11 protein-coding genes are annotated in these 15163 nt (G+C 70.2%); 5 read left to right on the top strand and 6 right to left on the bottom strand.

Features of this window, described 5'->3' with window-relative positions; genetic code table 11:
• Positions 1 to 172: 172 nt before the first annotated feature.
• Positions 173 to 2296 (top strand): acyl-CoA dehydrogenase family protein, encoded by a 2124-nt coding sequence (locus AC1DB1_RS14145; RefSeq protein ID WP_477201244.1) that lies wholly within the window; start codon positions 173 to 175, stop codon positions 2294 to 2296.
• Between the two features lie 74 nt (positions 2297 to 2370).
• Here the strand turns inward: AC1DB1_RS14145 and AC1DB1_RS14140 are convergent, their stop codons facing one another.
• Complete coding sequence (locus AC1DB1_RS14140) at positions 2371 to 3372, bottom strand: malate dehydrogenase (protein ID WP_477201243.1); 1002 nt, start codon at positions 3370 to 3372, stop codon at positions 2371 to 2373.
• Positions 3373 to 3480: 108 nt separating this feature from the next.
• Here AC1DB1_RS14140 and ypfJ point away from each other — a divergent pair, with 108 nt between their 5' ends.
• From ypfJ to AC1DB1_RS14125, 3 genes are read left to right on the top strand one after another with little or no spacing between them, the layout of a single operon-like run.
• Positions 3481 to 4368, top strand: a complete 888-nt coding sequence (gene ypfJ, locus AC1DB1_RS14135) for a KPN_02809 family neutral zinc metallopeptidase (RefSeq protein WP_271176090.1) — start codon at positions 3481 to 3483, stop codon at positions 4366 to 4368.
• A 33-nt stretch (positions 4369 to 4401) separates the two neighbouring features.
• The gene (gene pip, locus AC1DB1_RS14130) at positions 4402 to 5355 is read left to right on the top strand and encodes a prolyl aminopeptidase (protein ID WP_477201242.1); all 954 of its coding nucleotides are present in this window, start codon (positions 4402 to 4404) and stop codon (positions 5353 to 5355) included.
• 9 nt (positions 5356 to 5364) lie between these two features.
• The gene (locus AC1DB1_RS14125) at positions 5365 to 6558 is read left to right on the top strand and encodes an amidohydrolase (RefSeq protein ID WP_477201241.1); all 1194 of its coding nucleotides are present in this window, start codon (positions 5365 to 5367) and stop codon (positions 6556 to 6558) included.
• A 97-nt stretch (positions 6559 to 6655) separates the two neighbouring features.
• On the opposite strand, the gene AC1DB1_RS14120 is transcribed toward AC1DB1_RS14125, so the two are convergent.
• The gene (locus AC1DB1_RS14120; RefSeq protein ID WP_271176087.1) at positions 6656 to 7114 is read right to left on the bottom strand and encodes an FAD synthase family protein; all 459 of its coding nucleotides are present in this window, start codon (positions 7112 to 7114) and stop codon (positions 6656 to 6658) included.
• 94 nt (positions 7115 to 7208) lie between these two features.
• A complete protein-coding gene (locus AC1DB1_RS14115; RefSeq protein WP_477201240.1) occupies positions 7209 to 7799 on the bottom strand; it encodes an arsenate reductase/protein-tyrosine-phosphatase family protein in 591 nt (196 codons plus the stop codon).
• 347 nt (positions 7800 to 8146) lie between these two features.
• On the opposite strand from AC1DB1_RS14115, the gene AC1DB1_RS14110 reads away from it, so the two are divergent.
• On the top strand, positions 8147 to 10810 hold the full coding sequence (locus tag AC1DB1_RS14110; RefSeq protein WP_477201239.1) for a right-handed parallel beta-helix repeat-containing protein: 2664 nt from the start codon (positions 8147 to 8149) through the stop codon (positions 10808 to 10810).
• A gap of 107 nt (positions 10811 to 10917) precedes the next feature.
• On the opposite strand, the gene AC1DB1_RS14105 is transcribed toward AC1DB1_RS14110, so the two are convergent.
• The 3 genes from AC1DB1_RS14105 to AC1DB1_RS14095 are packed head-to-tail and all read right to left on the bottom strand — an operon-like array spanning position 10918 to position 15040.
• A complete protein-coding gene (locus tag AC1DB1_RS14105; protein WP_477201238.1) occupies positions 10918 to 12633 on the bottom strand; it encodes a lipopolysaccharide biosynthesis protein in 1716 nt (571 codons plus the stop codon).
• On the bottom strand, positions 12630 to 13967 hold the full coding sequence (locus tag AC1DB1_RS14100) for a Coenzyme F420 hydrogenase/dehydrogenase, beta subunit C-terminal domain (protein WP_477201237.1): 1338 nt from the start codon (positions 13965 to 13967) through the stop codon (positions 12630 to 12632). Before AC1DB1_RS14100 ends, AC1DB1_RS14105 begins: the two co-directional genes overlap by 4 nt.
• Complete coding sequence (locus AC1DB1_RS14095) at positions 13964 to 15040, bottom strand: polysaccharide pyruvyl transferase family protein (RefSeq protein WP_477201236.1); 1077 nt, start codon at positions 15038 to 15040, stop codon at positions 13964 to 13966. The genes AC1DB1_RS14100 and AC1DB1_RS14095 overlap by 4 nt, the downstream gene beginning before the upstream one ends.
• Positions 15041 to 15163 lie beyond the last annotated feature (123 nt).

The raw sequence follows: 15163 nt of genomic DNA, 5'->3' as shown, positions 1-15163 counted from the left end.
GTATTGCGGATTGTGGACAGGGGCACAACCGGCTGTGCTCGAATTGGAGCATTCCACAGTCGGCCCGCGGCGCAGCCGATCGCGATTTGTAGGCCGGACACCGACGGCTTCGCGTTCGCAGCGAGCGGACGTAGCGTAACGAGGTCCCCCGCGAGATCGAAGAGGAACGCTCATGGTTGATACCGCCGCGCGCACCACGCCGTCGTCCACTACGTCCACAACGTCCGCCGCATCCGCCGCGGGCCCGAAGGCCACCACGCCGACCACCGCACCGGCCGGCCCGGCCCCGAAGGTCGATGTCGAGGCGCTCGGCCGCCAACTGCTGGGCGACTGGGCCGACATCCGGCTCGCGTCGCGTGCCCTGTCGAGCCGGCCCGAGCTGCAGAAGGTGGAGGGACTGAGTCTCGCCGACCAGCGGGCCCGCACGTTCGAGCAGCTCAAACTGCTCGTCGAGGACGGCCAGGTGCACCGCGCCTTCCCGAAGAGCGTCGGTGGGGGTGAGGACAACGGCGGCAACATCGCCGGCTTCGAGGAGCTCGTCGCAGCCGACCCGTCGCTGCAGATCAAGTCGGGTGTGCAGTGGGGCCTGTTCGGCGCCGCCGTCATGCAGCTCGGCACGGAGTACCACCACAAGAAGTACCTGCCCGGCATCATGTCGCTCGACGTGCCCGGCGCCTTCGCGATGACGGAGACCGGCCACGGCTCGGACGTCGCGAGCGTCGCGACCACCGCCACCTACGACCCGGAGACGCAGGAGTTCGTCATCGACACCCCGTTCCGCGGGGCGTGGAAGGACTACCTCGGCAACGCTGCCAAGGACGGCATCGCCGCCACGGTGTTCGCGCAGCTCATCACCAAGGGCGTGAACCACGGCGTGCACGCCTTCTACGTGCCGATCCGCGATGCCGACGGCGCGTTCCTGCCGGGCATCGGCGGAGAGGACGACGGCCTCAAGGGCGGCCTGAACGGCATCGACAACGGCCGGCTGCACTTCACCGGCGTGCGCATCCCCCGCACCGACCTGCTCAACAAGTACGGCGACGTGGCGGAGGACGGCACCTACAGCTCGTCGATCGACAGCCCGGGACGCCGCTTCTTCACGATGCTCGGCACCCTCGTGCAGGGTCGTGTGTCGCTCGACGGCTCCGCCGTGAACGCGGCGAAGATCGGCCTCAAGATCGCGATCACGTACGGCAGCGAGCGCCGTCAGTTCACCGCGGGCAGCGACTCCGACGAGGAGGTCATCCTCGACTACCAGCGCCACCAGCGCCGGCTCTTCCCGCTTCTCGCGACGACCTACGCGGCCGGGTTCGCGCACGAGGTCTTCCTGCACAAGTTCGACGACGTCTTCAGCGGCCGCACCGACACGGACGCCGATCGTCAGGATCTCGAGACGATCGCCGCGGCGTTGAAGCCCCTCTCGACCTGGCACGCGCTGGACACGCTGCAGGAGGCCCGCGAGGCCTGCGGCGGCGCCGGCTTCCTCACCGAGAACCGGCTCACCTCGCTGCGCTCCGACCTCGACGTCTACGTGACGTTCGAGGGCGACAACAACGTGCTGCTGCAGCTCGTCGCCAAGCGCCTGCTGACCGACTTCAGCCGCAAGTTCGCCAAGGCGGATGCGGGAGCGCTCGCCCGCTACGTCGTCACGCAGGCGGCGGGCAAGGCCTACCACGGAACCGGCCTGCGCAGCGTGGCCCAGACAGTCAAGGACTTCGGCTCGACCGCCCGTGCGGTCAACTGGCTGCAGGAGCCGAGCACGCAGCGCGAGCTGCTCACCGACCGTGTCGCGACCATGATCGGCGAGATCGGCGGCCGGCTCCGTTCGGCCTCCAAGCTGAGCAAGAAGGCCGCGGCCGACCTCTTCAACTCGCAGCAGAACGAACTCATCGAGGCCGCCAGGGCGCACGCCGAGCTGCTGCAGTGGGAGGCGTTCACCGATGCGCTCGAGAACACGACGGACGCCGGTACGCGCCAGGTGCTCACCTGGCTGCGCGACCTGTTCGGCTTCGGGCTGATCGAGAAGCACGCGGCCTGGTACCTCATCCACGGTCGCCTGTCGCCGCAGCGCGCTCAGGCGGTGACCGCCTACATCGACCGGCTGATCACGCGCATCCGGCCGCACGCTGTCGACCTGGTCGACGCCTTCGGCTACGGCCCGGAGCTGGTGCGCGCGAAGATCGCCACGGGTGCCGAGGCCGAGCGTCAGTCGGAGGCCCGCGCGTACTACGCCGAGCAGCGCGCGAACGGCACCGCGCCCGTCGACGAGAAGTCCCTCAAGACCAAGAAGCGCTAGCGCGATCGAGGGGTCCCGGCACGCCGTCACCATTCCGGTGAGCCGGCGCGTCGGGACCCTTCGTCGTCGCCCGCCTAGATCAGGCCGAGGGCGCGCACGGCGTCGCGCTCCTCGACGAGTTCCGCGACCGACGCGTCGATGCGGGCGCGCGAGAACGCGTCGATGTCGAGGCCCTGCACGACCTCCCAGGCGCCGCCGGCCGACCGCACCGGGAACGAGGAGACGAGCCCCTCGGGGACCCCGTACGAGCCGTCGGACACCACACCGGCCGACGTCCAGCGCTCTCCGGTGCCGTTGACCCAGTCGTGCACGTGGTCGATGGCGGCGCTCGCCGCCGAGGCCGCGCTCGACGAGCCGCGCACCTCGATGATCTCGGCGCCGCGCTTGGCCACGCGGGGGATGAACTCGTGCGCCAGCCAGTCCTCGTCGACGAGGTCGGTCACCGGGCGACCGTGCACCGTGGCGTGCGAGATGTCGGGATACTGGCTCGCCGAGTGGTTGCCCCAGACGATCAGTCCGTCGATTGCCGAGACGGGCACGCCGAGCTTGGCCGCGAGCTGCGCGACGGCGCGGTTGTGATCGAGCCGGGTCATCGCGGTGAACCGCTCGGCCGGCACATCCGGAGCGTGCGCACTCGCGATCAGCGCGTTGGTGTTGGCCGGGTTCCCGACCACGAGAACCCGCACATCGGATGCCGCGCCCGCGTTGATCGCGGCCCCCTGCGGTCCGAAGATCGCACCGTTCGCCTCGAGCAAATCGGACCGCTCCATACCTGGCCCGCGCGGCCGGGCGCCGACGAGCAGGGCGATGTTCACGCCGTCGAAGGCGGCCGTCGCATCCTCGGTCACGGTGATCGAGGAGACGAGCGGAAACGCGCCGTCCTGCAGTTCGAGGGCCGTCCCCTCGGCCGCGGCACGGCCCTGCGGTATCTCCAGGAGACGCAGGTTCACCGGGACGTCGTGCCCGAGGAGCTGGCCGGAGGCGGCGCGGAAGAGCAGGGCGTAGCCGATCTGGCCGCCCGCACCGGTGACGGTCACGGTGACGGGCGTTCGAGTGGATTCCGTGGCGGCGTTCATAGCGTCAGCCTATGCCGCGGCATCCGTTCATCCTCGGGCGGATTCCGTGCGTCTTTCGTGACTCCGGCCCCGTTCCGGATGCTCCGCTGTGAGACTACGGTGGCGTGCATGACGTTCGATCCGAACGCCGACATCAGCGGCGGCAAAGTCAGACGACGCGGGCGCACCGCCGGGATCGCGGCGGGAGGTGTCGGCGTCGGAGCGGTGCTGATCTTCCTCGTCTCCCAGTTGCTCGGAGTCGACCTCACCCAACTCGCCGGCGGTGGCACGCAGGGCCAGACCCAGCAGATCGGCACGGGCGACCAGCTCGAGACCTGCTTGACCGGCGCCGACGCGAACGCGAACATCGACTGCCGGATGAAGGGCGCCGCGGCTTCGCTGGAGACGTACTGGACTTCGGAGATGCCGGCGCTCGGCGGTGCGTACCATTCGCCCGGGTTCGAGTTGTTCACCGGGTCGACGACGACCGGATGCGGCGCGGCCTCCAGCTCGACGGGCCCGTTCTACTGCCCGCCCGACGAGACCATCTACGTCGACACGGCCTTCTACGACCAGTTGCGCAGCCAGTTCGGAGCGAGCGGTGGTCCGCTGGCCGAGATGTACGTGGTCGCGCACGAGTGGGGGCATCACATCCAGAACATCGGCGGCATCATGACCGACCACCCGAGCAAGGCCACCGGTGCGGCGTCCGACAGCGTGCGGCTCGAGCTGCAGGCCGACTGCTTCGCGGGCGCCTGGGCGGCGGCCGCCTCCAGCACCACCAGCCCGAACGGGGTGCGCTTCCTGCAGCCGATCACGAAAGCGCAGATCGCGGATGCGCTGAACGCGGCGTCGGCCGTCGGGGACGACCGCATCCAGAGCGCATCCGGCGGACAGGTGCGGCAGGACACCTGGACCCACGGCTCGAGCGCCCAGCGGCAGGCGTGGTTCACGCGGGGCTTCGGCTCCGGCGCGAAGGCGTGCGACACGTTCTCGGTGCCGGCAGCATCGCTCTAGCCGTGCGGGGAGCGCCGGCCGTAGTGTCGAGGGATGCGAACGTTCTATCCGGACATCGAACCGTACGCCTCCGGCCTGCTCGACGTCGGTGACGGCCAGCAGATCTACTGGGAGACGAGCGGCAACCCCGACGGCAAGCCCGTCGTGTTCCTGCACGGCGGTCCCGGCGGCGGCACCACACCCAACCAGCGCCGGGCCTTCGACCCGCAGAAGTACCGCATCGTGCTCTTCGACCAGCGCAACTGCGGGCGAAGCCTGCCCCACGCCAGCGACCCGGATGCCGACCTGAGCACCAACACCACGTGGCACCTCGTCGCCGACATCGAGAAGCTGCGGGAGCACCTCGGGGTCGAGCGGTGGATGGTCTTCGGCGGCTCGTGGGGGAGCTCGCTCGCGCTCGTGTACGCCGAGACGCATCCGGATCGCGTGACCGAGCTGGTGCTGCGCGGCATCTTCACGCTGCGTCGCGTCGAGCTCGAGTGGTTCTACGAGGGCGGCGCCGCCGCGCTCTTCCCCGACCTCTGGGAAGGGTTCCTCGAGCCGGTCCCCGAGGCCGAGCGCGGGCACCTCATCCGGGCGTACAGCAGGCTGCTGAACGATCCGGATCCCGCGGTGCACGGTCCGGCCGCTGTCGCCTGGTCGCGCTGGGAGTCGTCGACGATCACGCTGCTCCCGCGTCCGGATGTCGTGGAGTCGTTCACCGAGGAGAAGTACGCGGTCGCCTTCGCGCGCATCGAGAACCACTACTTCATGCACGGCGGCTGGTGGGAGGAGGGGCAGCTCATCCGCGACGCGGAGAAGCTCCGCGGCATCCCCGCCGTCATCGTGCAGGGCCGCTACGACGCGTGCACGCCGCCGATGACCGCCTGGGACCTGCACCGGGCGTGGCCGGAGGCCGAGTTCCGGATGATCCCCGATGCGGGTCACGCCTTCGACGAGCCGGGCATCCTGGACGCGCTCATCGAGGCGACCGACCGGTTCGCGTAGGTGACGCCGATGCAGACGGTCCTCCGCAACGTGCGCCCGTGGGGCGGCGCCGCCTCCGATCTGAGGATCGCCGATGGCCGCATCGTCGCGGTCGATGCGGTCGAGACCGACTATGCGGCCGCGGAGACCTTCTCGGGCGACCCCGGCACGCAGTTCATCGAGGGCGACGGAATGCTGGCGCTCCCCGGGTTCGTCAACGCGCACGCGCACCTCGACAAGAGCTGGTGGGGCCGGCCGTGGGTGCCGTACGGCGGCGAGGCGACCACGCAGGGGCGCATCGCGCACGAGCGCGCCCACCGCGACGAGCTGGGCATCCCGAGCGTGGCCAGCACGTCGGCCCTGCTACGCGCCCTGGTGGCGCAGGGGACGACGGCCTTCCGCTCGCACGTCGACGTGGACCTCGGCGTCGGGCTCGACGGCATCCGGATCGTGCGCGAGGCCGTCGCGTCGCTCGGCGTCCCGGTCGCGCTCGAGATCGTGGCGTTCCCCCAGGACGGCGTGCTGCGGCGTCCCGGCGTGCTCGACCTGCTCGACCGGGCGGCCGCCGAGGGAGCCGAGCACATCGGCGGCCTCGATCCCGCATCGATCGACCGTGACCCCGTCGGCCAGCTCGACGCCCTGTTCGACATCGCCGACCGGCGCGGCGTGGGGATCGACATCCACCTGCACGACGGCGGGGAGCTCGGGGCGTTCGAGTACGAGCTCATCATCGAGCGCACCCGTGCGACGGGACTCGCCGGCCGCGTCAACGTGGCTCACGGCTTCGCGATCGGCGAGCTCTCCGCTGCATGGCAGCAGCAGCTGATCGACGGGATGCGCGAGGCGGGCGTCTCGCTCACGACCGTCGCGCCGATCAATGCGCCCCGGCTGCCGCTCGGAGCGCTCCGGGAGGCGGGCATCCCGGTCGGGCTGGGAACGGACGGCATCCGCGATCTCTGGGGTCCGTACGGCGACGGCGACCTCCTGCGCCTGGCGACGCGGCTGGCGCAGCTCAGCGGCGCCCGCCGCGACGACGAGCTGACCGCGGCCGTGCGCCTCGCGACGAGCGACGCCGCCGGCTTCGTCGGCAGGCCCGTTCACGACCTGGTGGTCGGCGCGCCCGCAGACATCGTGCTGGTCGACGCGCAGAACGTCCCTGAGGCGCTCGTAGCGGCGCCACCGCGTGCGCTCGTGCTGGTCGGCGGGGTCGAGTTCCCCGCCTGACTACAATCGAGTCCGAACTTCTTGCACCCCAGTCCGGCGTGTCGGGGGCAGCAACTTCGGACTCGATTGCGTACAGGACTCAATTGCGTACAGACGGTCAGTGCGCCGCGGCCTCGAGGCGCTCGGGAGCAGCGGACGCGCTGAGCGCGTCGAGTGCGCGGCGAAGGGTCGTGCTCGACGTGCTCATCGTGTACGGGAAATACACGACCTCGACGCCGACCTCGGCGAACTCGCGCTCCAGGCGCAGCCCCTTCTCGGTGCCGCGCCAGTCATCGCCCTTGAAGAAGACGTCGAATCGCAGTTCGCGCCAGGTGTCGAGCTTGTCGGGGACGGTCTCGGCGACCGCCTCGTCGACGAACGAGATGTGCGAGACGATCTCCAGCCGCTCGGCGAGCGGGATGACGGGTTCGATCCCTTTCGTCAGCCGGAGCATCTCGTCGGAGACGACACCGGCGATCAGGTAGTCGCACTCGCTCTTGGCGTGTTTCAAGATGTTGAGGTGTCCGATGTGGAACAGATCGAACGCCCCCGCTGCATAGCCGACGCGTCGGGTCACGGGCTACTCCTTTAACGGGTTGAGGTTTGCTCACCTATTCTGGCCCGTAAATGAGTATTTGTCACTCATGATTCGCCCGCCGGTCACCCGGAGTTCATCGTGACGCGCGCAACGCCCTCCCGATCGACGCGGTCAGGGGCTCGATCTGGGCGAGAGACGCGTGATACGCGGCGCGTCCCCGCCCGTACGGATCGAGGATGTCGCCCTCCAGATATCCGCGCCGGGTGACGGATCCGAGGTCGGCGATGCGCGCGCTCGGGCGGTTCGCCGCCGCCCACGCGACGAGCTCCGCGGCTGACATGCCGCGCGTGCCGCTCGTGTCGCCGTGATCGCGCACGGCGTCGGCGAACTCGGTCAGGGTGAACACCCGCCGGAGGGCGCGCGGCTGCTCGCCGACGACCCACTCGCGGTGCTCGCGCGTCGCGGTGAGGATGAGGTCGGATCCGGCGAGCAGCGACCGGGTCGCCTGCCGGGCGGTGAAGCGGTCGCTCGGGATGCCGAGATCGGCCAGCAGCTCGTCCATCGGCGGGGAGATCGGCCAGCCGGCCATGGCGTGGGTGCCGGCCGAGCTCACGTCGAATCGCGGGTCATCGGAGAGGCCGGCCGCCAGCAGCAACTCGGTCGCGGGGGATCGGCAGATGTTGCCGGTGCACACGGCGAGAATGCGAAACGGGTCGGATGACATGTCCCCATTGTGCTGGACGTCCGCGCCGCGAGGTCCTGCCGAAGCTGGAAGGGCCCTGGGAAGGGGGGTGTGCGGAACCTAGCGCACACGACGCGGCATCCTGAATACTTGTCGCGTCCGAACAGCTCGCCGTTCGGCGCGTGAACAGGGGTTTTCGCCGCCGGATGCTCACCCGAAAGGGGGGTAAATCGTTATAGGCGCAAGGTGTTCCCAGCGCTAAGCTGGAGAGTTACGTTGGCAATATGGTCGCGCTCTCTGATAGCGTCGCCTGCAGAAATTCAGTAGTCGTTGGTCTCACCTACTGTTCCGCCCCCTCAACGACGAAAGCATTGGACAGACACTCCCTTATGGTCCGTCAGCCCGCTCACCGCCTCACACCCCCAACAAAAAACAACCGCCGAATCGGATTCGGCATCACCGCCGGCGTCACCGCCGCGGCGATCGCTGCGTTCGGCCTTCCCGCCCTTGCCGCGAATGCTGCACCGGTCACGTATCAGAACGACAAGCAGATCGTCTCCGACACGTTGAACCGCGTGCAGAAGAACGGCTGGGGCGTCGCCCCCGTCGGCGGCGCATACACGGTCAACAGCGCCCAGGCCTTCTCGGCCGACGGTGCGACCGGCGTCGCCGCCGTCCCCCGCCCGGGCGCATCGCTCAGCGCATCCCTTCCGTCGGCCACGGCCACGGATGCCGACGCGTCGACCGTCATCAGCGTCCCCTCCATCCCGACCTCCGGATACGGCGTGTACGCCGGCGTCCAGCTCCGGTCGGCGAAGGGCTCCTATTACCAGGCGACCGTGCGCGTGGACTCCCGCGCGAACGCTCTGCTCTCCATCTCCCGCGTCAACGGATCGACTGCCGATCAGACCGTCCTCGGTGGCGAGAAGCTGATCACTCAGGGCGTCACGCCCGGGCAGAAGATCTCCGTCGACTTCCGGGTCACCGGCACCGACACCGTCACGACCAGCGCCCGCGCCTGGCTCTCGACGAAGACCATGCCCGACTGGCAGCTCACCGCGAGCGATTCGAGCGCGAAGAAGCTCGTCGGCTCCGGTGCCGTCGGCCTGTGGACCTACGTCTCGAGCAGCAGCGCGGCTACGCGTGTCTCGTTCGACAACGTCTCGGCCTACTCGCTGAAGGCCGTGCAGCCCGGGAAGCCGACGCAGCCGGTCACCCCGCCGACGACGACTCCCACGCCGCCGGCCACTCCGACCGCCCCGCCGACGACTCCGGCGCAGCCGACCGAGCCGGCGCAGCCGACGCAGCCCACCCAGCCGACGCAGCCGACCACCCCGCAGACGGGTGGCGACGCCACCATCGACCAGTCGACGGCTCGCGCCGCGACCGGTTCCGCGGCCGTCGGAACCACCAGTTACGCCGTGCCGAGCGGAGCGTACTTCGTCGCCCCCGCCGGTTCTGACGCCGTCGCCCGCAGCACGCAGTCGACTCCGTGGAAGACCGTGCAGCACGCCGTCGACGCCGCTCCGAGCGGATCGACCATCGTGCTCCGCGCCGGCACCTACCACGAGACCATCCTGATTCCTCGTGGCAAGAAGCTGACGATCCAGGCCTTCCCGAAGGAAGCCGTCTGGTTCGACGGCAGCCGCACCGTCAGCAACTGGACCCAGTCCGGTTCGACCTGGGTCGCCGGCGGCTGGAACGTCGACTTCGACGACAGCCCCACCTACACCCGCGGTGCCCCCGACGGCACCGAGGACGGCTGGGCGTTCGTGAACCCCGCCTACCCGATGGCCGCTCACCCCGACCAGATCTGGATCGATGGGACCGCCCTCAACCAGGTCGGCTCGCGTTCAGCGGTCAAGGCGGGAACGTTCTTCGTCGACACCGCCGCCAAGCAGCTCGTCATCGGGTCCAACCCGACCGGCAAGCAGGTGCAGTCGAGCGACACCGTCAAGGCGTTCACCGTTCTCGGTGACGGCAGCACGCTGCGCGGCTTCGGCGTGCGCCGCTACGCTCCGTCGGTTCCCGACATGGGCGCGCTGCAGGTCTACGCCGCCGGCGCGACGCTGGAGAACCTGTCGATCACCGACAACTCCACCACCGGCCTCGCGATCGGCGCTGTGAACAACACCGTCACCAACGTCACCGTCGCCCGCAACGGCCTGCTCGGTGCCACCGCGACCTACGCCGACGGCCTCAAGGTCTCCGGAATGCTGGCCGCGAACAACAACACCGAGCACTTCAACCGCGCTCCCGTGTCGGGCGGACTCAAGGTCGCCCGCTCGCGCAACGTGAGTGTCGTCAACAGCAACTTCCTCGCCAACGCGGGCAACGCGCTGTGGTTCGACGAGTCGGTGTACAACGCGAGCGTCGCCAACAACGACGTCATCGGCAACTCGGGTAACGCCGTGATCGCCGAGATCTCGGCCAAGTTCGCCATCGCGAACAACGTGATCGCCAACAACGGCATCGTGGGCGTCCTGGTCAGCGACACCAACGGTGTGCAGATCCACAACAACACGATCACCGGCAATGCCCGCGACATCAACATCGTTCAGGGCACCCGCCGCGCCAGCCAGCTCTCCACCGCAGGTCACGACCCGCGGCAGTCGCTGCCCGACCCGACGATGACCTGGATCACAGGCAACGTCAGCGTCGTCAACAACGTCATGGCGAAGAGCGCGGGCAACGCCGTGCTGGCCGTCGAGGACTACAGCCACGAGCACTCGGCCGCGCAGATGGGGATCACGATGAACGGGAACGTCTACCAGCGTTCCAGCGCGTCGCTTCCCACCTGGGCCGTGATCTGGTCGCGCGGCGCCGGCAACCCCGCCGTGTACAACTCGCTCGCCGAGTTCACCGCGGCGACCGGTCAGGACCGCTCGTCCCGCGCCGTCGATGGTTCGGATGTGCTGAGCGGCATCACCCAGCTCGTCCCGACGATCGGTGCCGCTGCTGCGACGATCGCCCAGCCGGTGACCGCTGCCACGGCCGCCCTCACGGGCAAGCCGGCCGGCGTCCGCCAGCTCGGCGCCTGGTCGACGAAGTAGCACGTACCCAGCGCACCTAGCGCACCAAGACCGGGAGGTCGCCGCTCAGGCGGTGCCTCCCGGTCTTCGTCGTTCCCGGCGTTCCGGCCTCGTTGCGGGCGGCACGGTCAGTGCCGGCGGACCATGCGTGCGGCCGCGAGCACTCCCGCGAGGTCGCGCCGCACCACGGGGATGACGAGAGCCGCGAGCGCGTACACGGCGGCGCAGCCGAGGGCGGCGGCCACCACTTGCACGACCGCAGGCAGTTCTCCGGAGAGCCAGGCGGATCCTCCGGCTGCTCCCGCGGCGAGGGCGGCGAGTGCGAGCACCCGTCCGGCGCCCGCGTACAGCCGTGCGGTCGGGATGCTCGTGCGTCGCGAGAGCCACCACAGTGAGATCGGCCACGAGATCGCCGGGGCGATGGCGTAGGCGATGGCGATCCCGAGCACCCCGCCGAACGACCCGATCGCGATGCAGACGATCTTGATCGCCGCGCTCACCAGCGAGTAGCGCAACAGGTCGCCGGTGAGGGCGCGCGCCACGTAGACCCAGTAGCCGACGAAGGCGAGGATCTGGAAGATGCCCGCGATGGCGAAGAGACGCAGGATGGGGGCCGCGTCGAGCCATTGCTGCCCGAGGAGGAGTTCGGTCACCGGCTCCGCCGCTCCGGCGACCAGCGCGAGCCCGGCCACGATCGTGTAGCCCAGAGCGAGCTGCCCGCGGCAGAGCCAGTCGGCGAAGCGCTCGCGCTCGTCTTTCAAGCGCGAGAACACCGGCAGGGCCACCGTGGTGAGCGGGATGCGCACCTGGTTCAGCGGCGTCATCAGCAGTTGGAACGCCCGGCTGTACAGACCGAGCGAGGCAGGCCCGAACCGGACGCCCACCAGTATGTTGTCCACGTTGTTGCTGATGTAGCTCACCAGCTGCGACGCGAGCATGTTCCACCCGAACGCGAGGAAGGCGCCGATCGGCTCGCCCCGGCGCGGGAGCCGGGGGAGCCATCCGGCGGCGGTGACGAGCACGATCAGCAGAACCAGTGCTTGGCCGAGCTGCTGCGCCACCAGCGCCCAGTAGCCCCAGCCGAGCAGCGCACCGCCGATCGCCACCGCGAGTGCAACGGCCGGCGCGATGATGTCGGCGGCGGCGACCGAGGAGAACTTCAGGCGGCGCACGAGATCGGCACGGTACTGCGTGCCCAGGCCGTTGATGAGGAACGTGAGGGAGAGCGCGTGGGAGATCGGCACCAGCTCCGGCTGACCGAACGCTGCGGCGATCAGCCCGGCGCCGAAGAAGACGAGGACGGAGAGCACCAGGCCGATGGCCGCGTTCACCCAGAACAGGTTGTCGCGCTGTCCGCGGCTGAGGGTGGTCGCCTGGATCGCGGCCGACGACAGGCCGAAGTCGCGGAACAGCTCGCCGATGCCGATGATCGCGAGGACCATCGCGATGAGACCGTATTCGTGCGGGCTGAGGAGGCGGGCCAGCACCACCACCGAGACGACCTGGACGAGCACCTTGCCGCCCTGGGCGGCGAGGGTCACGGCAGCGCCGCGCGCCGCCTGGGTCCCGAGCCTCGGTGCGACCGGCCCGGTGCCGCCGGTGCCGCCGGTGCCGCCGCCGCTCGAGTCGACCGCGGGGCCGTCCGCCGCGAGCGCGGCTGAGGAGAGCTCGGCGAACTCGGTCGAGACCTCTTCGGCGGGTGTCGCTCCGGCGAAGTCGGCGGCGTCGCCGATGGTCTCTGGATCGATCGGCGGGGTCACCGGCGAGGCGTCCGACTCGGCAAGAGCGGACGCCGATTCACCGGCGCGGTGACGGCCGGCCCGAACCGAGCGCCGGTCGGTCACGGCGCCGCCCGCTTGCGGCGCTGGTAGGTTCCCCGTGCCATCCTCACGGTCTCGCGCAGGCGTCCGACGGCGAGCACGAGCAGACCGAACCCGCGGAACGACGGAACCGGTCCGCCGGCGAGGCGCGAACCGACCAGCCGGCCGGCGAGGGTGCTCCTGCGCGTGGTCTGCAGGGGCTGAACTGCTGCGAGATCGTCGATGTCCATCGGAGTGACCGAGATCACCCCTGCCTCGACGGCCTGCAGCACGATCTCGTAGCCGCGTTCGGTGCGGGCGATCAGCGCGCTGCGGCCGGCCCCCTCGGCGAACACGGGATACCCGTGGGCATCGGCGCGCCAGAAGTCGGCGGCCGTGATGTCGGCGCTCTCGCCCACTCCGTCGGCGCAGATCTTGCAGCGCCATTGCACGGAGGGCCCGAGCGTCGAGCCCCACGACTCGTCATAGCTGGCGTCGACGGAGGCGCCGTCGCGCCGCACCGCGGTGAACCGGCCGGGCCACCCCCGCCCGCGATACCAGAGGTCGGCCAGCGGCTCGTCAGCGCCGACGCCGAGCGACGACACCAGCGCATCCGTCGCATGCTGGCTGGGCGTGCCGGCGCAGAAGAACGACAGGATGACCGGGTCGCCGCCTGCTTCCGCGGCCGCGGCCGCGGGACGGGAGCCGACCAGGGAGCGTATGGCCGATGCCTCGCAGGGCTTGCCGACGAACACCGAGCCGTTCTGCAGAGCAGCGGGCTGAGCCGCATTCGCGGTGGGGGCGTACCGGGAGCCCGCCGCGGCGACGGCGTCGGCGCGGGACATGATGGTGACGCTGACGGTGCGGCGGGGCTCGCTGCTGTCCGCCGTCGCGCCGACCATCCGGGCCGCCTGCCCGGTCTCGAGCAGCCAGGCGGCGATCGCCGTGAGCGCGCCGCCGCTGGATCCCCGATGCCGGATGTCCGAGTCGGTCGCCCAGGCCTTCCAGGCGCGGACCACCGGCCCCATGGTCGGGTGACGCGTCGAACCGGGCGGCCGTGCCGCCGACACGGTCACGCCGGGACACGCCGCGTCGAAACGGCGCACGGCGTCGTCGGCGACGTCGGCCACCTGGGCGACATCGCCGACGTCGGCCGCGTCAGCGAGGTCGGCCGCGACGGTGGCGTCGGCCGGAGCAGGCGAGACGCGGGTCGGCCGGAGGAAGCCGTCGGGGGACATCCGCATCTCCAGGCCCGGGTCGAGCAGGGCGCAGGCCCCGCATCCCGAGCAGTTGCCGGAGGCGACGACCCGCGCGATCGCCGCGTCGAGTTGCGCGGCCGCAGGGCTCAGTGCCGCCGACTGCTCGATCCCGGTGGTCATGCGACCTCCCGGAGCGCGTCCTCGGCCACCGCGAGCGTGGCGTGTGCGCGCTCGACCAGGGCCGCGGCGTCTGCGCGAAGCGTCGGGGAGGCGAGCTCCTCGAGCGCGGCGGTCACCGGATCGTCGCTGGTGCGGAGATCCACCGTGTGGGTCCAGCCGAGGTCGTTGAGGAGGGGAGAGAACTTGCGCGAATAGGCGAGCGGGATCGCCGGCGTTCCGACGGACAGCGCGTTGAGGCAGGCATGCATGCGGGATCCGATGACGACCTCTGCCGACGCGACCGTCTCGCGCACGTCGTCGAGCCCGGTCGGGAAGACGATCTCCGCGTCGGGAGCGACCGTGGAGGAGAATTCCCGGATCGCCGCGATGTCCGAGTCGGGGTTGTCGGAGTCCAGCACGTGAGCCAGCAGGGTCACCCTGCGGTCGTCCGCCGCGAGAGACCGGTAGAGCCGGGTGACCGTGTCGCGGTATGCCACCGAGTCGACGTGAGGATTCGCGTACCAGAGCAGGCCGGAGATGTTGAAGACGACGTCGCGGGTGCGGGGGACGTCGGGCCGGGGGAGCGCGAAGACGACGTCGGTCGTGAGGACGTCGGGCGCCCGCCCGAGCTCCCCCGCCTGGCCGGCGCTGGCCGAGTCGCGCGCCATCACCAGGGCGGACCGGCGCAGCGAGTGCCGGCCGATCGCACGCCCGGATCGACTGTCGAAGGGGCCGATGGTCTGCGGGCCGAGCACGACGGGGACGCCGGCCTGCGTGGCGAACTCGGCGACGGTCGACATGACGACCAGCCGACGGGTGCCGTAGATGTCGGCGAAGCTGTCTCCGGAGCGGGTGTCGATCACGAGGTCGAAACCGGCGAGCCACTTCTGCATTCCCGCCCGACCGAGCACGCGCTCCTTGACGAGCGAGCGCACGCGGCCGATCGGCAGTTGGGGCACGCGCCGTCCGTAGTTCTGGAAGGTGACCTCGGCATCCGGCCACACACGTCTCACGAGCTCGGCCGTACCGGACCCCAGGGCGCGCACGCCGAGATTGGGCGACGCGTCATCGGCCCAGAGAACGAGAACTCGCATGTGGCAACACTTCCGCGGTCGGGTCGACGGCTGCGCGGGGCGCGTCCCTCACGCGCCGAGCCCGGCCTCCGTCGTACGGGTGCCTCTTGTTGAGACTTACTCATGTATCTTAGCCGGGTGGTC

This window comes from Leifsonia sp. 10N434, from assembly GCF_056394405.1.
This window is presented reverse-complemented; position numbering and strand designations above follow the sequence as displayed.